The 21,780-nt window shown below is 58.8% G+C and carries 21 protein-coding genes; 8 read left to right on the plus strand and 13 right to left on the minus strand.

The features are described from left to right. Positions 1–130: 130 nt before the first annotated feature. Positions 131–328, minus strand: a complete 198-nt coding sequence (locus tag AC5ZG5_RS43135) for a 6-carboxytetrahydropterin synthase (RefSeq protein ID WP_456646719.1) — start codon at positions 326–328, stop codon at positions 131–133. Between the two features lie 19 nt (positions 329–347). Beyond that, the gene (locus tag AC5ZG5_RS43140; RefSeq protein WP_456646720.1) at positions 348–1,661 is read right to left on the minus strand and encodes an LLM class flavin-dependent oxidoreductase; all 1,314 of its coding nucleotides are present in this window, start codon (positions 1,659–1,661) and stop codon (positions 348–350) included. Positions 1,662–3,513: 1,852 nt separating this feature from the next. Between AC5ZG5_RS43140 and AC5ZG5_RS43145 the strand changes: the two genes are divergently transcribed. The 6 genes from AC5ZG5_RS43145 (at position 3,514) to AC5ZG5_RS43170 (ending at position 10,970) form a co-directional block, all read left to right on the plus strand. After that, entirely contained in the window at positions 3,514–5,715 is a 2,202-nt protein-coding gene (locus AC5ZG5_RS43145) for a hypothetical protein (protein ID WP_456646721.1), read from the plus strand. A 150-nt stretch (positions 5,716–5,865) separates the two neighbouring features. Then, positions 5,866–5,991, plus strand: coding sequence for a hypothetical protein (locus AC5ZG5_RS43150; RefSeq protein WP_283813353.1), 126 nt, complete (start codon positions 5,866–5,868; stop codon positions 5,989–5,991). A gap of 1,696 nt (positions 5,992–7,687) precedes the next feature. Continuing rightward, positions 7,688–8,095, plus strand: a complete 408-nt coding sequence (locus AC5ZG5_RS43155) for a hypothetical protein (RefSeq protein WP_456646722.1) — start codon at positions 7,688–7,690, stop codon at positions 8,093–8,095. A 14-nt stretch (positions 8,096–8,109) separates the two neighbouring features. Next, positions 8,110–8,799: a response regulator transcription factor gene (locus tag AC5ZG5_RS43160; protein ID WP_456646723.1), complete on the plus strand. Its 690-nt coding sequence runs from the start codon at positions 8,110–8,112 to the stop codon at positions 8,797–8,799. Between the two features lie 28 nt (positions 8,800–8,827). After that, a complete protein-coding gene (locus AC5ZG5_RS43165) occupies positions 8,828–10,294 on the plus strand; it encodes a type II and III secretion system protein family protein (RefSeq protein WP_456646724.1) in 1,467 nt (488 codons plus the stop codon). Positions 10,295–10,304: 10 nt separating this feature from the next. Then, positions 10,305–10,970: a CpaD family pilus assembly lipoprotein gene (locus tag AC5ZG5_RS43170; RefSeq protein ID WP_456646725.1), complete on the plus strand. Its 666-nt coding sequence runs from the start codon at positions 10,305–10,307 to the stop codon at positions 10,968–10,970. Positions 10,971–11,011: 41 nt separating this feature from the next. Here AC5ZG5_RS43170 and AC5ZG5_RS43175 read toward each other — a convergent pair whose 3' ends face one another. From AC5ZG5_RS43175 to AC5ZG5_RS43225, 11 genes are all read right to left on the minus strand, one after another. After that, positions 11,012–12,049 carry an EscU/YscU/HrcU family type III secretion system export apparatus switch protein gene (locus AC5ZG5_RS43175; RefSeq protein ID WP_456646726.1) on the minus strand — a complete coding sequence of 346 codons (1,038 nt, stop codon included), beginning with the start codon at positions 12,047–12,049 and terminating at the stop codon, positions 11,012–11,014. Further along, positions 12,046–12,867 carry a type III secretion system export apparatus subunit SctT gene (gene sctT / locus AC5ZG5_RS43180; protein WP_456646727.1) on the minus strand — a complete coding sequence of 274 codons (822 nt, stop codon included), beginning with the start codon at positions 12,865–12,867 and terminating at the stop codon, positions 12,046–12,048. Before sctT ends, AC5ZG5_RS43175 begins: the two co-directional genes overlap by 4 nt. After that, positions 12,868–13,152, minus strand: coding sequence for an EscS/YscS/HrcS family type III secretion system export apparatus protein (locus AC5ZG5_RS43185; RefSeq protein ID WP_028168817.1), 285 nt, complete (start codon positions 13,150–13,152; stop codon positions 12,868–12,870). It lies immediately after the preceding gene. Between the two features lie 2 nt (positions 13,153–13,154). Further along, positions 13,155–13,820, minus strand: coding sequence for a type III secretion system export apparatus subunit SctR (sctR, locus tag AC5ZG5_RS43190; protein ID WP_028168816.1), 666 nt, complete (start codon positions 13,818–13,820; stop codon positions 13,155–13,157). Further along, the gene (sctQ, locus tag AC5ZG5_RS43195; protein WP_456646728.1) at positions 13,813–14,868 is read right to left on the minus strand and encodes a type III secretion system cytoplasmic ring protein SctQ; all 1,056 of its coding nucleotides are present in this window, start codon (positions 14,866–14,868) and stop codon (positions 13,813–13,815) included. Before sctQ ends, sctR begins: the two co-directional genes overlap by 8 nt. A gap of 62 nt (positions 14,869–14,930) precedes the next feature. After that, positions 14,931–15,461, minus strand: coding sequence for a type III secretion system stalk subunit SctO (sctO, locus tag AC5ZG5_RS43200; protein WP_456646729.1), 531 nt, complete (start codon positions 15,459–15,461; stop codon positions 14,931–14,933). Beyond that, complete coding sequence (gene sctN, locus AC5ZG5_RS43205; RefSeq protein ID WP_456646730.1) at positions 15,437–16,786, minus strand: type III secretion system ATPase SctN; 1,350 nt, start codon at positions 16,784–16,786, stop codon at positions 15,437–15,439. The genes sctO and sctN overlap by 25 nt, the downstream gene beginning before the upstream one ends. Then, positions 16,783–17,406, minus strand: a complete 624-nt coding sequence (gene sctL, locus AC5ZG5_RS43210; RefSeq protein ID WP_456646731.1) for a type III secretion system stator protein SctL — start codon at positions 17,404–17,406, stop codon at positions 16,783–16,785. Before sctL ends, sctN begins: the two co-directional genes overlap by 4 nt. Then, positions 17,396–18,034 (minus strand): nodulation protein NolU, encoded by a 639-nt coding sequence (locus tag AC5ZG5_RS43215; RefSeq protein WP_456646732.1) that lies wholly within the window; start codon positions 18,032–18,034, stop codon positions 17,396–17,398. The genes sctL and AC5ZG5_RS43215 overlap by 11 nt, the downstream gene beginning before the upstream one ends. A gap of 10 nt (positions 18,035–18,044) precedes the next feature. Then, complete coding sequence (sctJ, locus tag AC5ZG5_RS43220) at positions 18,045–18,896, minus strand: type III secretion system inner membrane ring lipoprotein SctJ (protein WP_456646736.1); 852 nt, start codon at positions 18,894–18,896, stop codon at positions 18,045–18,047. A gap of 20 nt (positions 18,897–18,916) precedes the next feature. Next, positions 18,917–19,441: a nodulation protein NolB gene (locus AC5ZG5_RS43225; RefSeq protein WP_456646733.1), complete on the minus strand. Its 525-nt coding sequence runs from the start codon at positions 19,439–19,441 to the stop codon at positions 18,917–18,919. Between the two features lie 175 nt (positions 19,442–19,616). On the opposite strand from AC5ZG5_RS43225, the gene AC5ZG5_RS43230 reads away from it, so the two are divergent. Then, the gene (locus tag AC5ZG5_RS43230) at positions 19,617–20,315 is read left to right on the plus strand and encodes a secretin N-terminal domain-containing protein (RefSeq protein WP_456646734.1); all 699 of its coding nucleotides are present in this window, start codon (positions 19,617–19,619) and stop codon (positions 20,313–20,315) included. Positions 20,316–20,643: 328 nt separating this feature from the next. Further along, positions 20,644–21,474 carry a hypothetical protein gene (locus AC5ZG5_RS43235; protein ID WP_456646735.1) on the plus strand — a complete coding sequence of 277 codons (831 nt, stop codon included), beginning with the start codon at positions 20,644–20,646 and terminating at the stop codon, positions 21,472–21,474. Positions 21,475–21,780: the final 306 nt, after the last annotated feature.

The raw sequence follows: 21,780 nt of genomic DNA on the forward strand, positions 1-21,780 counted from the left end.
GGGGAGCGACAGCACGCCTCAAGCACCTTGCGATCTTTCCGCGAAAGGTGGACTTCTCTTGCTTCGGGTATCATCCAGATCTTGAATCACGACTCACGATCCAAGAAAAGTGGGTACTAGGATCCGCTGGTCAATCGAGTTGCACCTCGATCCTAAAGGAATGGCCGTGCACGCCGTTGCACCTATGTGTGGGCGGCTTGTTCGGGAGTCGGTGAGCCGCTTGGCGTGTGCCAGCACATAAGCTTCTTCGGACTGTGAACGATGCGCTGCCGATTTTCCTCGGCCGCTGCGGGCCACTAGCGCGCTCGGACCATGAACTCGGCCACATTCGATCGTGCCCTTCGCTGTCAGTCGACCTTGGCCGACCTGGCGAAGGACTCGCGTGAAGCCATCGGAATGGCGCCTCCGCGGGTCGGGTCCGCGTAGGTGCCACCCGCCGAGACGTAGTCCTTACCTGTAGAACGCTCGAGCACGATGCCAATCGCCTCGACATTCGGAATGTCCGACTCGCTCAGCTCGGGAATTGGTGGCTTGCGGGCAAGTGCGGCCTCTACGTAGGGTGCCAGCTCCTCTTCTTTACGTCGGGCGCGCTCGTCTTCACGTTCTTTCAAAGCAGGCATGACCTCTTTGGCAAACAGCTCGAGTGCCTGACAGATATGCTCGTGCTTATTCATGCCGCACTGCTGGATAAAGATCATCTGGTCGATACCAACATCGGCATACCCCATGAGATGCTCGCGAACAGTGTTGGGCTGTCCGATGCTGCCTGAGCCTGGTGTCTCCTTCATGTCGTCCTTGATCGCTTGGAAGCGCCGCCACAAATTCGTGCGCCCAGGACGATGTTCGCCATATACCGCATAATGCGCGATCGAATAACCGAAGAACTTGAATCCATCGAGTCCTCGACGCATAGCTTCTTCGGCGTTTTCATGAACCATCATACCGTTGAGAGTGGCGATATTGGCGTTTACCGAATGCCCAATCGGCACGCATTCGTCGGACTTGATGATCTGATAATACTCGTCGCGCCAAACTTTCGCTTGCGACGCCTCCACAAAGCCAAAAACCAGCGCCCCTACCCCGTGACGCGCGGCACGCAGGATACTCTCGCGCCGGGAACACGCCATCCAGATCGGGGGATGCGGCTTCTGGACCGGCTTTGGCACGATGTTACGGGTCGGCATTGTGAAGAATTGTCCATCGCACCCTGGATACGGGCACATCGTCATCATATTGGCGGTCTGCTCGACCCCTTCCCGCCACATGGCAGTTTTTTGCTCGGGCTCGATTCCAAAGCCATGCATCTCGATCAGCGAGGCGGACTCTCCGGTCCCCCACTCGAGGCGCCCCCCAGAGACCAGATCGAGTGTGGCCAGGCGCTCCGCCACCCGTGCCGGATGGTTGTAGTTCGGGGAAGACAGGCATATGCCATGACCAATGCGGATGGTCTTTGTACGCTGGGAAACCGCCCCCAGAAAGACCTCGGGCGCGGATGAGTGGGAGTATTCCTCGAGGAAGTGATGCTCAACCTCCCACATGTGATCGAAACCGAGCTGATCGGCCAGTTCGATCTGCTCCAGCGCATCTTTGAACAATTTTCGCTCGCTGCCCTCCTCCCAAGGCTGCGGCAACTGGTGTTCATAAAATAATCCAAGCTTCATCCGTTTTCTCCTGGGCATGACGGTTTAAACCGCCTCAAATTTGCCGGGGCGCCGCGCAGCATCACGCTAACGCAGTTGGCTGGGACAGCAGGTACTCCGTCCTGTTGGTTCAAAACTCATGGGTACCTATCGGAGCTCTCTTCTCACCTCCACCTGCCCGATCTGCCGGAACGACTCGCCGCCCGCACGGACGTAGTGCGCAGCGCCTCATGCGCGACCATTCCAACAAGGCCGGCTGAAGAGCAGGCTCGCCCAGCTCGCCGAAGGCTCATTGGATGCGAGAGATTTCGGTGCCGACGCTCAGACGCCGTAGGAACCAATGCCGCTGCTGGTCGAACGACAGGAGTATCCACCGCGGAGGCGGTAGAGCGGGAATTGGAGTGACCGCAGTCAACAGTGCATTCGTCCATGGCATTGATTTGGATCAACGAGCAAGCTCACCTAAACTCCCGGGCGTCTGACTGCGATCCCGCGGTTGTCGTAACGGCTTCTCGTCTCCCAGCAATCGGCGTGCCACAAGACCTTCTGTGCAAGGCCAGAGAGAGAGAGGAGGCATGTGCTTCGCGTCGCGCCCGCAGACGCTTTTAGCCGCTTGGCGCCGCGCTCTGGAAAGTGTTCAACACAGACAGGGCTGAACACGACAACACGTGCCTCAAGAGCGAGCGTCGGCCTCGTGCCGAACTCGAATGCCTGCTCGAGGATCATCGTCCTCATGGCGACCTCACGACCCGGGATCGCTCGGCGTCTCAGTCCGATCGAGCCCAGTAAGTGGTCGGGTCGATGAAGACGGCCGAAGCTGGGTACAAGCGGCCGGGCCGATGGTGAATTTGCAGCCCATCAGGAAGCGCAATCAGCCGCGAACAGAGGGCAGCCATAGTTTCGGCGTGCGACTTTAACTCATCGACTTGGTGATCTCGGGCATTCCTAGCTCGGCACCTCGCGGCCAAAAGACGGTGTGCTTGCGCTACTTGGAATCCGCTCTCTGCTCCCCAATGGCGGACGTCTTTGGCGTGTGCAACCTCATTGCTGATCGTTCGCAGGCGCGGCTCGAGCCCCTCGGCCTTCCATTGATCCAGTGTATCCCTGGTGCCTTGCTGCGACCCTTTGTGGGTATCGAGATTGGACGCCTTCGCGTTGTAGCTCTCTGGCGATGTCCGCTATCGCACGGTGGCACACCGCCTCTTCCGGCCATGTGCTGCCTCTCCACGTGGCAGCTTAACCTTGGCAGAGGGCTTCACTTATCGACGCGGAAAATCTGTTCAGACAACCGGAGCCAGCTCTGCGAGGTTGTGTGCCCGCTATCAGGATAGTTCGGACAGTACCGATGGGCGCGTAGCGCAGGAGGCGTGCTTAAACTGGGAGCGGCGTGCCTCCCGATCGAGCCTAGCGCTTGATCGAGAGGCCATGATTGATCTAGCTCGATCATGGTTATTCACGATGTGCCACGGGAAGGCTCGTATTGATCCGACGTGCCGTGTCGGGACGGCCTTATACGTGGCTTGAACGAAAATCACGTGACACGTGCACCGCATATTTCTTGAGAAACAACGCCGGCGCCATTTTCACATTGTGACCTTCTGACACTCGTCAGCTTCTTAACAGCTAACTCTCTTAGGATGAGAACCTCGATATCTAGACGGCGACGCCAGCTATCATGAAGGAATGAACATCGGAGTGCTTGATCTCGGAGTAATCGGAGGCGTTGGCGGCGGTCTCGGCCGCGGCAAATGATGGTGATTGTGTGCTGGTTTCAGGCTTCGGCAGCCGGATTCTCGGCCGAAAGTTCCATCGCTTTCACTCAATCACCTTGCCGTGCGCCAGATACGAGCTTTGCTATGTGATGTGAGGTGCCATGGAGCGAACGAATAACAATTTCAACCTGTTTGATTTTGATGTGGAAGGATTCGCGCAAGCGTACTATCAGCAGCCGCAGGTGGGGCAGCAATCGGGCACCACGAGCCCGCAAGCAAGCTTTGAACAGCAAATGGACGAGTTGCAGCTCAATTCGTCTGATGAGAACTCCGCAAAGTCTAGTTCGCCTCATGAGGGTCCCGCAGAAGGCGGTGAAGGACTCCGGCGCGGTGCCCTCGGCGGTTCAATGCGGATGCCGCCACACTCGCGCTTGAGGGACAACTCGTTCAGCAGCACGCGCCACAGCGTGGACCTCCCCCGCGCTAACTTTCGAGCTTCGGCCCAAGTATCGCCGCGGTCCAATTTGCGGGATGATCTGTTCAGCAGTACGCGTTATACCCTGCCATCTGAGGAGCAGCCCGCGACTGAGACGAAGAACAGGAAAAATCGCGGACTGTGGTCGCGTATCAAATCAGGGGTTGGAAAGGCGTTTGGGGCGAGCCACGGCGAAAAGCCGTCTGGCTCCACGGCTCGGCAAGAGATCCTTTCAACGAAGTTTCGCGTGGATTACGCCAAGCAGCCCGGCCGAACACGCGGGGTCCCTGAGGAGGACGAGGCGCTGTTTGAGGACTTCAAAAGCAAAGCCAGTGTCACCCAGGACGACGGCACCAAACCACTGGGCGACGGCACCATCAAAAACGCGATAGCCGATCTGCGCCATTTGAGCGCTCGCCTTAGCCAGAACGGGAGGCCATCAATCGCGGATCGAATTGGCAACCCCGAGTTGGAAGCTGGCTTGGATGACGATGTGGAAACCTATGCGAATGATCGCAGCAGGCGCATCAAAGCGGCATTGAAAAAGCTCCGCGACGTCGGCGCCGGAAGAACGTTGTCAGCCGATATCCGCCGCCTTGTTCCTTATCCCGCAGACGCAACCCTCATCGACATGTGGGCCAGCGCGGAAAAGGCGACACACAGGATTGAGCCGGAGACTGTCGATCGACACGCACGCCGCCTTTACAGGCTGAGTGATTGGCTGCAAACGCGCGACAAGGGGGCCATGGCTGGCCGACTCAATGACGATGGGCTGACCCGAGATGTTGAACAGTACAGGCAGCAAACCGAGGATACCAAAATCAATGCCGATTTGCTCAGGCTTCGGCGATACCAACAAGTCCTCGAGGCGAACAGAGCGCTAGGGTTGCCTCCTCCTGAGCACGCGCGTCCCCTCGCCGGGGAAGGCGCTCGGCAGAACGCTTCGCCGCAGGAGCTTCCGGCGACGCCAGCCACCCCGAGCGCGGGCGCTTGGGATTGGTTTAGGGAGCAGATGCAAGAACCCGCGTCATCCTCGTTCACACCGCACCAGGGCCCGCAGCCCAGCCCGTCGCTTCCGGCAACACCGGCCACTCCGAGCGCGGGCGCTTGGGATTGGTTTAGAGAGGCGATGCAAGAACCCGCGTCATCCACGCTCACACTGCGCCATAGCCCACAGCCCAGCCCGTCGCAAGGACTTCCCGCAACGCCGGCCACCCCGAGCGCGCGAGCTTGGGATTGGTTTAGGGAGCAGATGCAAGAACCCGAGCCATCCTCTGCCAGAGCCCCGTCATCAGACATCTACGGCGGTCTAGAGCCACTGGTTAACCTGAATCCACCCACACCGTATCAATTGCGGGACGATGCTCACTCTGCGCCGGCGCCTGACTTCGCCAGACCAACGTCGTTCGTCGGGCCATCAGGGGCCCCTCAGGATCTACTGGATATCGGACCTATCGTCGGCGAGGGCTGGCGCCACGGCTCGCAACCGGCCTCAGAGGTCCTGATCGACGTACTGAGTAACATCAATCTCCTGCCGAACCAGTTCGGCCCAAGCCGGTTCGCGATCAACGGCGAGCATTACTCGGCCACGTTTGGGCCGGCAGGGCGCAGGGACGTTCGTCTCATCCATCATCCTCGCGCGAGGCCGATGAATGAAGCTGGGCCATCCCGTCAGCCCGTTGCGGATCTTGGGTTTCTTATCCGCGGGGGGTGGCAGCACCGCGAACGCTGGCTTCCGACTTACCTTGTTCGTGTACTAGAGGGGGAGCGCCGGATGCCGGAAGTCGGGCGCCCGACATATATCAACATCCGCGGCGTGCCTTACAGGGCCGAGCTGCAGGAGACGGACGGCGGCTCCCGTGTTCGTATTTATCCTGAAGCTGGCTGAGGAACGCGCTTGGGCTGCAACCTCGGGGCAACGGGGCAGCGAACCGGGGAAGTGTCCACCGTCCAGCCACTGGCATAGGCTTGCTCGCGCCACGGGCGCCTATGGGAAGCGGCCTGCGCGATGACGGCATAAGCGTTTGGATAAAAGGAAATGGCAAAGGCAAAATTCAACTTACTTGGTGCCGAGGTCCGCGCAGCACTCGAGCGGCTGCTCGATGTGCTGGCAGACCTGGGACTTACCGCCACGCCGACAGGGTCCGGCTTGGCCGCAAGCTGATCGGAACACGCCTCAAGGAAGAAATGGGCTTTGCGCACTGCCCGCCGATACGGGTGAGTAGATTGCGGGGATCTATCGAAGGCTGTCGCCCGCCTCGGGGCGCTTGCTACGATCGACAATGGCGTCGGTTTTCAGCTCGTGCCCTCCTCGCCCGAGCGCGAATTGAGCAACCGGGGGCTCCGTCGTCCTAACAGAGGATGAACTGTGAATCTGATCGGAAGTGAATGCCCTGGGCTCGCGCAACACTTGCTGCTTCGAGACCTCGTAGTCCCTTCTCTCCAAGTCTTCTACCATCGGGTTCATCAAGAGGCCTGCGAGCCTTAGGATCGCAACGAGCCCGGAAGGACTTGAATGTACGCAGCCAATTGTAGGGATTCCGACGCAGGGCGCGACACTACCTGACAGATAGGTTGCGAAATGTCTCAGACCTGTAACGTCGAGCCGCTCGAATTCTCAGCCCTCCACCAGCAGACCGATAGCCTGCCAGCGGCGAGGCTCGGTCCGGCATTGGAGAGCCTGCAGAGGCTGGCCGAACGCACTGCGCATCAGTGCGATGCGCACGGGTTCTTCATTGCGTCGGTGCGCCGATGGCGGTCAGCGTATGCGACTGCAGAGATGTCGAACAAATGGGCTCGGCCTTTCAAGCATCAGCAATTGATGCAGCCCGAGGCTTGCCCTTATGCCCAAGTTTGGAGCGAATTGAAATGAATTGGCGCGCGCGATGTTGTTGCTGAGGTTGTAGGACGCAACATGATGATCGCAAAAGTTATTCATATTCATCTCGCAATTGCGGCTCTGGAATGAGCCGTACTGAAGCTATCGCGCATTATGACAGCGTCGGGGTTCCGTCCAGATGACAACTAAAGGCGACTCTCGGCACTATTGAGAGCCCTCTGGCTCCCCGAAAATGCCTTGCTGTTCTGAGGCATCGCGTTGCTTTTTCTCCAAATTTTTGTGCTGGCCGGCTCAGCGGGCCCTGCGAGCTTTAAAGATATTCATCAACGAACTCGATAAGGGACTTGAATCGCACGTAACGTCAGATTGTAGGGTTTCCGACACGAGTCGCGACAATGCGTCGCGACAACACTTTATGACAGGTAGCAAGAATTGCGAATGTCTCCAAACCCTAGGTTCGCGCCGCTCGACTCCCTCACGCTCATCGATCAGTCCACCCGCACCCGCGTTGGCAACGTAGCCTATGCGCATGACACGCTACCAGCGCCGGCTCAGTTGAGGCTACAACAGCAGGAGCTAGAGAGCAGGACCCGCTGTCTTCGCGTCCCTGTTGCCGGGCGGGCAACGAAGCTCTGTGCAACCTCGACATCCGCCGGCGTTCATCGCCAGAGGTGGAATGCAGGCGGCGGAACCAGCCAGATCACATGTCTGACAACGCCTCTACGGGAACGGACTCGTCACTATTTGGTGTGCCCTGCCGCCTGGGCGCCGCGTCGGATCTGGCTGCAGGTCGAGAATTCTGGCCCTCCCCAAATACGTCACCGCCCGACCGAGGCGTGTTTTCCTAGCTGGGGGCGCATTGGTTAGTTCGTCCCGCGTTAGTGGCTTCTGAAAGAGCGGCCGGCTGCGGGACGCGAGGCTCCTGCACGCGTTCGAAGTTCCATTTTGTCATGACTAAGCGAAAAGGGTCGACGGCATAGCTAGCCTCACCGCAGACTCTGGCCAACACGGGGAGCTCAAAATGTTGATGTCTCGTATCAGTTCGGATGCAAATCCAGCCATTCGCTCTGGTGCTTTGCGTTCAGCTGCGCCTGCTGGCGAGGCCATCGCCCGACCAATGACCGGAAGCATTGCCGCGATTGGCGCGCAGTTGCGGCAGGGTGCTGCCACCGCCCTCGATGCTTTGACTCATTCCAGCCAGCCTCCCGCCATCAACACCACGCTAAGAGTTGCCAAGCGCGCATGCGATCCACAGCAGACGGCCGAAATTTCTGATCGGCAGGCAAGGTGCCGAGTGAGGCCGGCCGTTGGCAACATTGCTCTTCTTCATCGATCGCGTTTCCGGACGTTTACGTTGACTCGGGACAACTCAGTTTCGCTCGGCTTCATCATCGACGGTGATCTGCTCGGTAGTTTTGGCATGACTTGAGAAGGGGCAATGAAATGCGAACGCTAGTGGTTGATCATGATGAGGACCTAGCGCGCGCTGTCCAAAGCGCGCTCTCGGATTGCGGTTTCGCCGTTGATCTGGCACCCACTCTGGATGATGCGGCGACCGCCCTGGGCTACGCTAAGTACGACATTCTCCTGCTCGAGTTGGCTCTACCAGATGGAAACGGCTTGGACTGGCTGAAGCGGTTGAGACGCGACGGACATTTGATGCCTGCAATAATGATGAGCAGCCTCAATGACCTCGGTAGACGGATCGCCATTTTCAATGGTGGTGCAGACGATTTCCTACCCAAGCCTGTATCTACTGATGAACTCATCGCCCGGATGCGAGCCATTCTGAGGCGGTCAACACAAATGACAGCCCCCGTGGTCACATTTGGCAATCTGAAGTTCGATCCGATCGCCCGGCAAGCTTCAGTTGGTGGTCGGCCGCTCAGGATTGCGCGCCGCGAATTGTGCATTCTTGAGCATCTCCTCAGCCGCGCTGGCCGTGCCGTGCCGCGGCTGTCGCTAGAGGATAGCCTCTATGCGTTTGACAACGAGGTCTCGACCAATGCGCTTGAAGTCGCGATCTATCGCTTACGCGGTCATTTGAGTCAGTCGGGTGCGACCCTACGGATCACGACCGCACGCGGCATCGGTTATATCCTTGAATTGAATAGCGCGGCATCGGCCGCCTAGTCGATCGAAGTTGAAAGCAAAGACTCCCTTGAAGATCGCTCTTAATAATGAGGGTGGCAGCGATCGACGCTCGATCGTCGCCAGTGCCCTGTGGTCTGTCGTTTATCCTTCTCTTTCCCACCTCCTGTGCGCGGTCGCTTTCCTATCACCACTAACTGCCGCAGCTCAGACGACGCGGGATGCTAGAGAGGGGCCGCCGCATGCGGCTCCTAGCAGCATTAATGGGACGCTGGACCTTTCCTCCTCGCTCGGCAAGACAATTCATCTGCCCGGGCCGGCCGCGAGCATCTTCGTTGCCGACCCGACGATCGCGGATTATCAGGCGCCGTCGAACACGACCATCTTCGTCTTTGGCAAGAAGTCCGGACGGACCAGCCTGTTCGCTTTGAACGAAAACGGGGAGGCTCTCGCCGAGTTTCGTGTCGTCGTAACACAGCCGATCGAGGATCTGCGTGCCATGCTCAAGGCCCAGGTCGGCGATTATCCGATCCAAGTCAGCTATACCCCGCGTGGCGCGATCCTTAACGGTATGGCTCCCAATGCCGATGTCGTCGCCACTGCCGTGAGGATTACAGAGCAGTTTCTCGGTGCGGGTGCGCTGGTCGTCAATAAGATTCAAGTCGCCGGGTCGTTACAGGTCAATCTGAGCGTGCGCGTGGCGGAAGTCTCCCGCAGCGCTATGAAGGAGCTCGGCATCAACCTCTCCGCTTTGGGCCAGAATGGCACTTTCGTTTTCGGCTTTAGCAGCGGCAAAGGTGCTGCTTCCGGCACGGCGAGCGGCGGCGGCAAGGTAGGGATCGGCCTCAGCGCTGGTAATATCAACGTCGGCGCTGTTCTCGACGCGCTAGCCAGCGAGCACCTCGCTTCCGTACTCGCTGAACCGAATCTTACCGCAATGTCCGGTGAGTCCGCGAGCTTCCTGGCCGGCGGCGAATTCCCAATTCCGGTCATGCAGGACAACCGACAGGTTTCGATCCAATTTCGTCACTTTGGAGTGAGCCTCGAGTTCGTGCCGACCGTTCTTAACAACAATCAAATCAATCTCCGCGTGAAGCCTGAGGTCAGCGAGATTTCGAAAGAAGGTGAGGTCAAAGTGAACGGTATGGCCGTGCCTGCCCTCTCTACAAGGCGGGCGGAGACCGTTATCGAGCTTGGGAGCGGACAAAGCTTTGCAATAGGCGGGCTAATCAGGCGTAACTTCAGCACGGATATCAGTACTTTTCCCTGGTTGGGCGACGTGCCCATTCTCGGTGCGCTGTTTCGCTCTTCGTCCTTTCAAAAGCAGGAGACGGAGCTCGTTATTATTGTCACTCCTTACATCGTGCGGCCCGCATCCAACGCGAACCGGATGAGCGCCCCGACCGACCGCATCGGACCACCCTCAGATATGGGGCGCATCTTAACGAACACGTTGGCAAGTCCGCCGCGGGGCCGCGACGCTCCGCGTACCAGTGTACCAGGCGCGACAGGCGGCGCCGGTTTTATTATCGAATGAGGATCGTCGAATGACTGTACGAGCCCTGCCGCATCTGTTCGTTCTGATGACGAGCCTAGGCGGCTGCACAAGCACTGCTACGATCAACACCTTTCCGGCTGAACAAGCAACTATGGTGCAGCAGCAGAACAGCGTCTTGGTGCTGCAGAGCCTCCGTGGGCTCGAGCGGTATCGACTGAGAGAGTTCATTGCCACCAACAGTCGCGGTCGGTTTGATGCGCTCCATCTCGATATCATCGGCTCGCCCCGGCTCGCCGCGCAGGTAGCCAGCGAGGCTCGCGCAATGGGCCTTGCCCCTTACAACATCCGCCTGTTCGGCCCTCGCCTCGACCGGCCTCTTGGCTTCGCGGTGCGAATCCAGGCTACTGTCTATGAAGCGCGTCCTCCCGTCTGTCCGTCGCTTGCCATCATTGCTCCTTCAGTCAACGACAATTCGTTCGACCAAACCCTTGGCTGCTCAATCCGCAACAATCTGGGAGTCATGGTCAACGATCCGGGCGACCTGCTGGACAATAGAGCTGTCATGGCAACAACAGGCGATCGTGCCGCCGTTCCTGTTGCCACATATGGGTCCATGGGACAGCGCAACAAGAGCGACATGGAAGCTGGAATTGGCAACAGGGCGTCGCCAGAAGCCGCGTCACCGGCGACGAGGGATGTACAGTCGCCTCGATAGTGCACGTCGGATGGCGCAATGATTTCTGCCATACGCGATATCTAGACAAGCCCGGCGGAATAGAGTGCTTTCGCAACCCCTTCGAAGCACTTCGAAGGAACAGGGTTGCCCAGCTTCGCACTCCGGATGAGCTGACGCGCCAGGGCCGGGTCCTGGACAATGCTGAGGTGCAGCGACTGCGCCTCAGCAAGCAATCGTGAGGCAAGTTCGCCCTCACCACGGCAAACCACGATCGGCACGCCGGTCTCGCCACGAACGTAGCGGAGGCCAATCAAGATCGCCTGCCCTGTCAGTATCAATGTGGCACGATGGACGCCAAGTGGAGGCTCGTTCGCTGTCTCCTGACGAAGGCGACGGTGTTCGCGTTTGACCTGCGGATTGCCCTGCTGTTCCTTCGATTCGCGCTTGGCCTCGGTCTCCGTCATGCGCATGTCCTGCAAGAACAACCAGCGCTGGATAAGGAGATCTGCCAATCCGCCGATCAGAAAAGCACCGGCAGCAATTTCCGTCAGCAATTTGATCTCAGTGAACACGAAACTGAGACACCCCATACCGCAGACCGGCAAGTACACCAGCGCCTTCCAACTAGCGACAACCGTGAGCAGAAAGCTTGCGCCAAGAATGCCCACCTTAAGAAGCGACTTGAAAAGTTCAATGAGCGACCGCTTAGACGCAATCCGCTTGAGCCCCTTGATGGGATCCAATTTCTCGAATTTCGGCTTTAAGGACTCGAAAGAGACGTTTAATCCACCATTGGCCAAGACTCCCGCTAGAATACCAGCGGCAACACCGGCCCCGAGGAATGGAGCAACGGCCGAAAAAAATAGTTCGATCAAGCCGCCCAGCGCCTGCTGGACCGCGCTAATGAACGGCTGAGCCTGCAGTTTGTCGATGAGCTGCATCGTTTCATGCCACTTGGTCTCGATGGGGGCCGCTCTTAACCAGAGGCAGCCGAAACCGGCGCAAACGCTGACTGCGCTGACCAAATCGGCGCTGCGCGGGCTCTGCCCTTTCTTGCGGGCATCTTTTAGCTTCTTGGGAGTAGGAGGGAGCTTCTTCTCTTCGCTCGAGCCACTCATTTCAGGAGCTTCTCGAACAACTTGAGCACGGTGTTGGACTGACTGATCTCCGATCCCATATATTCGACGAGGAAGGTGGCGTAACTTACCATGATGATCCCATAGGCCAGGTTCTTCATGGTGGGAGAGACGTCGTTCAGTTTGATTTGCGGTGCAAACCGCCCAAGTATCATCACCGATACATCAAGCAGCAGCAGGAATGCCAACACCGGGCCAGAGACCAGTAGCGTCGTATGCATGATGTGATCGAGAAGCCGCAGACATTCCATCGCGCCTTGCGCGGTTAGACTAGGCATCAGCCGATACACGGGCCAGATCAGATAACTGCCATAAAGGCCCGTAATCACATTCTCCAATCCCCCGGCTAGAACGAAAATCGCAATCGCGGTGGTACCGAGTAACACCGCTGTCGCCGAAGCTTGGCCGCGTGTCGCGGGATCATCGGAAGCAACAGGGTTCGTAATTCCCCGTTGGGTATCGATGAGCTCACCCACTGCTTGGATGCTCCATAGCGGAATACTGAGCAAAAGGCCGATGAGCAGGCCGACGAACACCTCTTTCAAACCGAGGAGCGTGACACTGATCAGCCGGGAGCCCTGATCCAGCGACTGCAAGCCGTGTCTGATCTGCAACAGGCATGGCAGTCCCATCGCAAAGGTCACGCAGCCACGGACCAGCCCGCTAATGCGCGGCTGCGTAAATACAGGAAGGACCAGCATAATGCCAAGGGCCCGGGCTGCTGCGAGGCCGCCTGCAAGGACGAGCTCGATCGCCTCCTGGATCAGAGCTTGCGTCTCGGCGGGTGAAGGAAGGTTCATCTACCGTCGGCTAATGCTTGCCGTGAGTGCGGGAAAGTCGGTAAATGCCTGCTCTGCTTCCTTGATCAACGCGGCGCTGAGCACCGGAGAGAACAACGCGATCACCGCGACAACGACAAGAAGCTTCACAGTCAGTGGCAAGGTTTGATCCTGAAGCTGCGTTGCCGCTTGGATGATGCCGACAACCAGGCCGACAACGACCGCAGCGATGAGCGGTGGGAGAACCCAGATCATGAATAGCACAAGTGACCGGCTCATATGAGTGAGAATGCTCGCCTCATCCATGCTTAGCCTCCCGGAGTTGTGTAACTGAGCACCAGCCCGTGCATGAGCCGTGACCAGCCGTCGATTGAGACGAATAGAAACAGCTTGAAAGGCACGGATATCACCGTCGGCGAAACCATCGACATACCCATGGCCATCAAGATGGTCGTCACGATCAGATCTATGGTGATAAAGGGCAGATAGAGAAGAAAACCAATTTCGAAGCCACGCTTGAGTTCTGAAATTAGAAAAGATGGCACCAGAATGACCAAATCATCGGCGCTCACGTTGCCGCGCATGTCCTCGGGCCAGACCTGTTCGGTTGAAGCCAGGAAGAACCGGCGCTGCTCGTCAGCGGTGAACTTCTTGAGATAATCGCGCAGCGGCTCCTGCCCCTCCTTTGCGGCGCTCACCCAATCATCGACCGTTTGGTAGCGGAGTTGTGGCGCAGAAATGCGATTATAGGTCTGTTCAATCACCGGAGCGCCAATGAAAACCGTCAGGATCAGTGCCGCGCCATATAGAACGAGGTTCGGTGGGATAGATTGAGTCCCGAGCGCGTTGCGAACGAGGAAGAGCACGACGGATACCTTTATAAACGCTGTGCTTGTTACGACAACGAACGCGAGCAGGCCAAGGCCGGCTGTGAGCGCAAGGAGTCCAAGAATTCCCGGTTGAATGTCAGTCATTGACCGCCAACTTGCCGCGCAGCCGGATGCCGAGCTCCTCGCCGATGCGTACGATGTCGCCGCGGCCGATGCGGTGGCCGTTGGCAAGGATATCGACCGGTCCGTCGAACGGCCGGCCAAGTTCGAACACATGTCCTTCGCTGATATTTCTCAAGGCCCCGAGTGCGACAGTCCAGCGGCCGCATTCGAAAACCAGCGTGATCTCGATGTTGTCGAGATCGTTTTCAGAGGGCGGCCGAGTTTTTTCCGATTGGGTCATCATATGTGCATACTCCAGGGGATGTGGTTGGAGACGGAATGCCCCCCGCACGATCAAGCGGTCCTCTGCAATATGTGCCGGGGCCCATAAGGTTCCCGCGTTGAGGATGGCTTGGCCGCGGGCGAAGGGTATTACGTCCGGCAATAGAGCGTCTCCTGCATTTGCCTTCCCTAGCAGCGCGACCGTAGCGCGGAGCGAACCGATCTCTCCCTTAACGATGACAGGCAATTCTGGGGGAAGCTGGCGTGCCTCTCGCGGCAATTGACTGAGCAGTCCGCCTAACGCCCGAAACGCGCGTGGAACTGAACCATCGAGAGGTGAGAACAGGAACAGGTGCGCTTTGCCTTTGAATGGGCCGTAGGTGATTTCGAGCTCCAGATAAGGACCCCGAGCTGTTGCTTCGCTCAAACAGATCAGCTGCAAGCTTTGTTGTGTCAGACAGTCTAGCTGATCGAGCAACGGATCGAGTGCAAGTTCGACGAGGAGCGAACGAGTTGGCTCGGAAGGTAGGCCAAGCCCACTCTGCACTGTCGCGATCAGCCCTTCTACAACCGGACGGGGCAACGATAAGATGATCGTTTCATGTCCGATGGCCCAAACGCAGTCGAGCATCGATACGGCACACGGCTCCGCCTCCCAGACAAGCCGTTCCATCCGCACGGATAGCGGCTTATCGCCGAGGCGGCTTTGCAGAGGCTTGCGGGCGGCAGCGATCTCGTTGAGCCAGGAGACGACGGCACGGGACAGGGTTAGCCCCGGTTTAAATCCCGATTGTTCGCCCGGAGCCATGTTCGCAGGCCCGTCTACAAGACGAGGCGCTTTCGCTAGCATAAGAGAAGACGCCATCAGATTCAGTCGCTAGCCGTGTGGGTACGCGAACCACTGCGATACCGAAGCAAAATCTCATCATCGGCCTCTATTTCGGCTTCCGCCTCCGAATGGGCATCACTGGCGCGCTGAACGTCGCCTTCAATTTGCTGCCATTTGTGACTCGCCGCCGAGCACTTGGTCAAAATGGTCCGCGCCTCGAAGACCGCCTTCTCGGCCTGCTCTTGAGCGGCGCGCGCTTCCTCAAGCGTTCGGCGTGCTCCTGCGACCTCAGCTTTGAGCCGTCCAATGACGATGTGACAGCGACGATCGAGCTCTTCGACAGATAGCGAATCAAACGATGCCAGCTCTCGGTAAAGCTCCACTTCGAGCACCGCTCGGTTTTTCTCGGCCGTTGCAAGATCCTGGACAGCTTGTTCCACCGCTTGGACCGCGGTGCGGCGCTTGGCCTCCAAGTTGGACACCTCACGAAGGGCGCTCCGCTGTCTCATATCCTTCACTAGCCGCAATTTCGAGGCATGGACACGGTTCACGCGGTCAGACGTGACATCCATGTGACCGTCTCCTCAAAGCTTGACGCCTCGTCTCCGCCCTGACGCAGGAATTTCCGCAACTCCTCTATCGAATTGATTGCCCGGTCTGTCAGAGGATCACTGCCTTGCTTATATTCGCCAACCTTCACCAAGAACTCGGCCTCGGCGTAGCGCGAGAGCAGATCACGGAAGAAGGAAGCCGCCTTGCGATGCGACGCAGAGACGACCGCATTCATCACGCGGCTGCGGCTTGACAACACGTCAATAGCGGGAAAATGCTCGCGCGCAGCCAAAAGGCGTGAGAGAACAACATGGCCATCAAGAATGCCTCGCGACTCTTCGGCGATTGGATCACCCGAGCCGTCGCCTTCGACAAGCACGGTATAGAAGGCCGTGATTGAGCCTCGCTCGCCCATGCCGGCACGCTCTAAGAGGCCAGGAAGCATCGCAAAAACCGACGGCGGAAAGCCGCGCCGCGTCGGCGGCTCTCCTGCCGCAAGGCCGATTTCGCGCATGGCGCGGCTAAAGCGCGTCAATGAATCCATCATCAGGACGACGCGAAGTCCTTCATCACGAAAATATTCGGCGAGTGCTGTCGCCATGTGAGCGCATTGCGCTCGTTCCATTGCCGAGCGGTCGGAGGTCTCAACGACAACGACGGTGCGGCGAAGCGCTGCCTCACCAAGGTGCTGCTCGATGAATTCCCGCACTTCACGACCGCGCTCGCCGATCAACGCGACTACAGTGGCGTCGGCAGCCGCGCCTTTTACGATCTGCGACAGGAGCGTCGACTTACCGCACCCTGGGTCTCCGTAGATGCCGATCCGCTGCCCTTCGCCACATGTCAGAAGCCCATCCAAGACACGGACGCCGAGTGGGAACGGTCGCTCGATACCGCGCCTTGTCATTGGGTTGGGAGCCTTACCGCGCAGCGGACGAGTTTGAGCGGCGTTGATCGGACCCTTTCCGTCGATCGGACGGCCGAAGCTGTCGATCACCCGGCCAAGCAAATCGGGGCCGGCCGGAACTTCATGCATTCGCCCGGTCGCGACCACTTCTGCTCGGCTGGATAAGCCCGCCATGTCACCAATAGGAGTGAGCAATACCCCATCTTGCAATAGGCCGATCACCTCGGCCTCGAGCGACCATCCGGTGCGGGGATCCTGCAACAGGCAAAGGTCCCCTATACGCGCCTCTGGCAAGACGGCATGGAGCAAGGTGCCGACCGCCCGTGTAATCCGCCCTCGTACAGCACGCGTGTCGATATGCTTTGCTGTAGATTTCAGAGACGATAGCGCGGCGTGCAGATTCCTCTCTCCGGTCGCATGGGTCGCTGATGTGGTCATGGTTCGTCCTCCTTTGAAGGCAAACCCAGGCCAAGGCGCAGAGCCCGGAGCTGCGCGGCTACTCCAAGATCGACATTGCCAAATTCGCTCCACAACACGCACTGCTCCGTCGTTAAAGCCGGATCCAGATCAATCCGCACTTTCGGCCGGCCCTCCCGTCCATCGCAGGCAGCGAACTCGCGCGCCAGCGCATCGGCTTTCAGAGGAGAGACATGAAGGCACACTTCCGCGCTACCATATTTCTGCTCGATCGCATGGCGAACGGTCCTCACCAACATCTCGCCTGGATCAAACGCGCCCAGCAGATCGCTCACGATCTCCATGACGAGCTGCGGCAACTCCTGCTCCAGAATAGCTTTTCGCTGCGCAAGTGCGGAAGCAGCCTGCGCAATCAGCCGAGACATTTCCTCGGCGCCGCTCTTGAAGCCATCGGCACGGCCGCGCGCCCGCTCCCGCTCATAAGCTGTCCGTCCCCAGCGGCGAACGCGTTGCAGTTGCCGCTCGGCAACCGCGCGCGCTTCTACGGCATCGCACCAGATCCCGAGCTCGGCAGCCCGTATAAGTGGCCCGAGCGGACGTATCTGGGGGGCCACCGGCAGCGCTGGGTCATCAGCTGTCATGCCGTGGCGTCTCCCTCGACAAATGGGTTATCACCAAGGAAAGCAACGAGCCCGCGGCATTGCGGTGTTCGGCCGCTGGATTCTCGGCAGTAGTGCCCATGGGCAAGCGTAGCAGCACGCGCGTGCGGTCAAGTGCCGAGGCTTCGTCGAGCCAAGCACCTAGGCAGGCATGGCCATCGTGTTCAATCTGTTGCGAAAGTTGCTCCGGATCAGCAGTAGCGGTTATTGCGACCGCGCTGGCAAAATGCCGGATACCGAAAGCGTGCGCTTCTGCCCCGATACGTCCGAGCAGAATTGCGAGATCCTGCTTTGAGACGAGCTTTAGGAGCGAGCGAGCATGCCAGATACTGCCGGCAAGCAAAGCAGCCCTATTCGGATCATGGCCGAGCAGAAGATCTTTTCCCCAGTTGCTGCTGCTCTCGTCCATTTCATTACCAAGCAGCATTTCAGCAAGTCTTACCTGCAGCCTCGAACTCTTCTGTAGCCGGACCAAAGTCGAAGCCGACAGCCGCGCGTCAAGACGGGCAGCAAATCGGGTCAGATGGGTCGAGGCAGCAAGCTCGCGCAGACCCTCAGAGGGCGATTCGGACCACGTATGAGAACCGGCGGATGGCAACGGCATGGGCATCTGCACACTCCTATGCCTTGTCGGAAGCGATCTTTTTACCGGGAGGCGGGATAGCGGGCGTGCTCGAACGGTTGCCAAGTCTGGATCGCGCGCGCGACGGCTGGGCGCGCTGATGCATAAGAGAGCCCAGGAATATGTAGCACAGAAGGCCAAGCGCAGCGCCGCCTCCCCCGATAGCGGCAGCAAGTAGCGGGTCTGAAATGGATTTGGTCGACTGAGCGGACGCAGCTGGCGGGGCCGGCCGTTCAAGCGGAGCCCGCTCGACCGGCACAAAGACCACCGCCACCTTGTCATAGGATAGGCCCTCGATGCTGTTGGCGACCAGCATCTTGATCTGCGGTAGCAGGAGCGAGAGCTTTGCATTGGAGTTATGTCGAATGAACACCGAAGCTGAGGACGGCACCGTGTCCTGGCGCAACAGATCATTTTTCGGCAAAACAACGTGGACACGCGCGGATATGACGCCGTCGATATCGCTAATCGTGCGCGACAATTCTTCGCTCAGGGCATAAACGTAGCGGGCGCGCTCCTCGATCGGCGAGGCAACCAGGCCCGATCCTTTGAACACCTCGCCGAGGCTCTTGAAAGGGTGGCGCGGCACCCCTTCGAGATTTAGCAGCTCAATCGAATAGGCTAGCTGCCTCTCCTCGACCTGGATCGTGCTGGTCCCGTCCTTGGCAGTAACACGGACCGCATCGACGCCCTTGCTAAGCAGGAGCGCAAGCATCTCATTGGCCTCGCGCTCCTGCACTTTGGTGTAGAGATCGGCCTTACAGCCAATCAAGGGGAGGAGAAGCGACAGCACGGCAAAAACACGCAACCGCCGACCGGATAGGCGGGCATGGCCGTTTTGTCCATAGATGAAACCAGACGTCAACGAACTCAGCCCGCCGATAGCAATTTGTTCAAAGATGAGCTGACCGCGCTGGTGCTCTTGGACACAAGCGAAACCTCGACGACACCCTTGTAAACGTCCCGCAGACCCGCAACCATCGTGTCGAAGTCGAGCACCCCTTCCGGCCCGCCCGCGGGGTTCACCCCGACTAGCTGCGACCGCGAAAGCGGCTGAGCGGCCGGCCCAGGTTGAACGGTCTTCGAAATGGCGGCCACACCGCCGCTCGTTGCAGAAGGAACGGGATTGCTCCGATACATCGAAGAGAGAGCTTGGAGCACGCGCTCGCCAGGCGGGCTCGCCTGCACTGCTGCACGCTGAACCTCTGACACCGCAGGACCGGGCGCTGCCCTATCTGTGACTGAGGAGGCAGCGTCTGATGTCGAAGCGACATGCAGAAGAGTCTGCTGAAACTGGCTCTGCTGGCCGATGGCTGCCGGCTGGCAGAGCCCGGACAGACCGTCGGCAGGGTTCAGAGAGATCGGCGTAGCGCCTAGCATGATCGAAGGTGTCATTGGTTTGGCGCCGATGAGACACGCCGTTGTTAAGACTTGATGGTCAATACCGTAAAGCAGCCAGCTGACCGCAAGCTGACGAACACGCGAGCCATAAGGCCATTTTAAAGATCACGTTTGGCTTCCAATTTAGGCGAAGTCTTAATACTTGTTCTCAGGCCGAAGGGACTTGGGAATGCTAAGCCAACGCACGATCCTGAACATTTTGAACCGAGTTGCGGGTGCAGGAGTTTTCCTTTCCACCGGGGTACTCACGGCGTTTGGGGCTCCGCTCTCGCTGCCTTCGGCACCTTATAGCTACACGGTTCTGGATCAGGACCTGCCTGCCGCACTGCTGGAATTCGGCAACAACCTCAATATCAGAGTGAACGTCAGCACCGAGGTGAAGGGTCGGATTCGCGGGCGCATGCCAGATCTGCCACCGCGCGAGTTCCTCGACCGTTTGACCAATCTCTACAATCTTCAATGGTACTACGATGGGATCGTGCTGTATGTATCTGCTGCAAATGAGGCGCAAAGTCGTCTGCTTGTGTTGAAGCCGATCAGCTTCGATGCATTCAAAGCGGCCCTCGATGCACTCAACATCTCCGACGATCGCTATCTTGTGAGACCGGCACCAGGAGATGGCCTCGTCCTGGTTTCTGGTCCACCACGCTTCATCGCGCTCTTGGACCAAACGCTCAACGGCCTTGTAGCGGAGGCGCAGGCGCGGCCCCACACTGCCGTCGAAAAGCAGCCGCGGGAATCGGTGCTGAAGTTATTTCGTGGCTCCTCAACCACGGTCGTTCGCGATGGACGACCGGAAGCCCCCTATTCTTCCGACGCGCCGCGTCAGGACAGCAACGTGCGCGAGCCTACGCCAGGCCAGAGATGAAATTGAGAATGCGCGGCAGCTTTCGGCGGAAGTCAATGCCGTGTCCATTGGCTCGTTGTGAATTCTTCTGACGCTCGTCAGCTTCTCGTAAGCTCATTCTCCTAGATGAGAGCGCGGATGTCTCGACGGCGATGCCGTCTATCCACCGTCATGCAACGTCGGGGCACCCGAGCTCGGAATAACCGCAAACCTGGCTGGCGCCATTGTTGCCGGCAGATTGGAGGCTGCAGCTCAAGTCGAGTCTTCTAAGCGGTTCTCCGTCGGTCGCGATGCAAGTGGCCTTTCGAAGAAGGGCTTGAGCCGCTCCATGTGTCAAAGGAGGAACAGGATGGATTTCAACTCAATCGACCCACTGAACACGGACCCACAGCCCGACTTACCACCACCGCCCGCGGATCCAACGGGCTTTGAGCACCAGCTGAGCGAGTTGCAAGATGGTGCTCCGCCATATGCTACTTGGTCGCCAGTGCCGCAGGGGGAAGCCTATTCGCCATATTTGGATGCCGGGCATCCCTATTCGTCACATTGGGAGGATGATCTGCATACGCCGGCGGCGGTCCCCCCTGGGCAATTACCGGCCGCCGGCGAAAGTTTGCTGCAGCTCAGCTCGCAGCAGCCGATTGCTCAATCGCTGGCGGAAGCCGCAGATTTCGATCAGGATCTGATTTGGCAGGATCTCGAGCCGGGGCCAACGCAAGCCGAGCCATCCTCGGCCGCCGGCGAACGGTTTCTGCAGCCCAGTTCGCAGCAGCCGCCTGCTCAGTCGCTGGCGGAAGCCCCCGATTTCGAAAAGGACCCCGTTTGGCAGGAGCTCGAACCCAGGTTGTTACAGGCCGGGCCATCGCATGCCGCGCCATCACAAGCCGGGCCATCGTCGTCCACCGGGGGTGCGCCACTGGAACTCGGAAACTTCGTCATGGAAAACGGACGTCGCGCCAACGAGTACTGGGTCTTCTGTCCCCAAACGGCTACGAACCATCAGCTGCACATGTTAAGAAGTGTCGGACTCATGCCGAGCAAGGACTCACCGACGACTTTCACCATCTTAGGTGTGCCTCACACAGCCGAATGGCGAGAAGAGGATTTTGTTCGTATCAACCCGTCGCTGGACCCTAGCCTCTGGCCTGGATACTCGGGTGAGGATTCGCCCACCAGGTAGGCGTTTCCACAGCCCAGCTTGCGGCAGAGCCATGCCCTCCCCGCTAAAGCAGACCTTTGGGATGCCGCCGATGGCAGGAGCACTTGGCGGCATCCCTTCTGCCGGCGTCGACGATCTTGGCTATCTTGGGCTCGCGCCAAGATAATTGTACCCGGTCAATTACTCATAGGTCAGAACTATAGGCGACATTGTTGCGGCGTTGGTGTATGCTATCGGCATGAAACGCGACGGCCGACAACTTGACCATCGAACCCTGGAAGAAATCCGCATGATGGCGTTGGAGCGAGTGCGCGAAGGTGAAAAGCC

The sequence above is a fragment of the Bradyrhizobium sp. Ses1 genome (genome assembly GCF_059512365.1).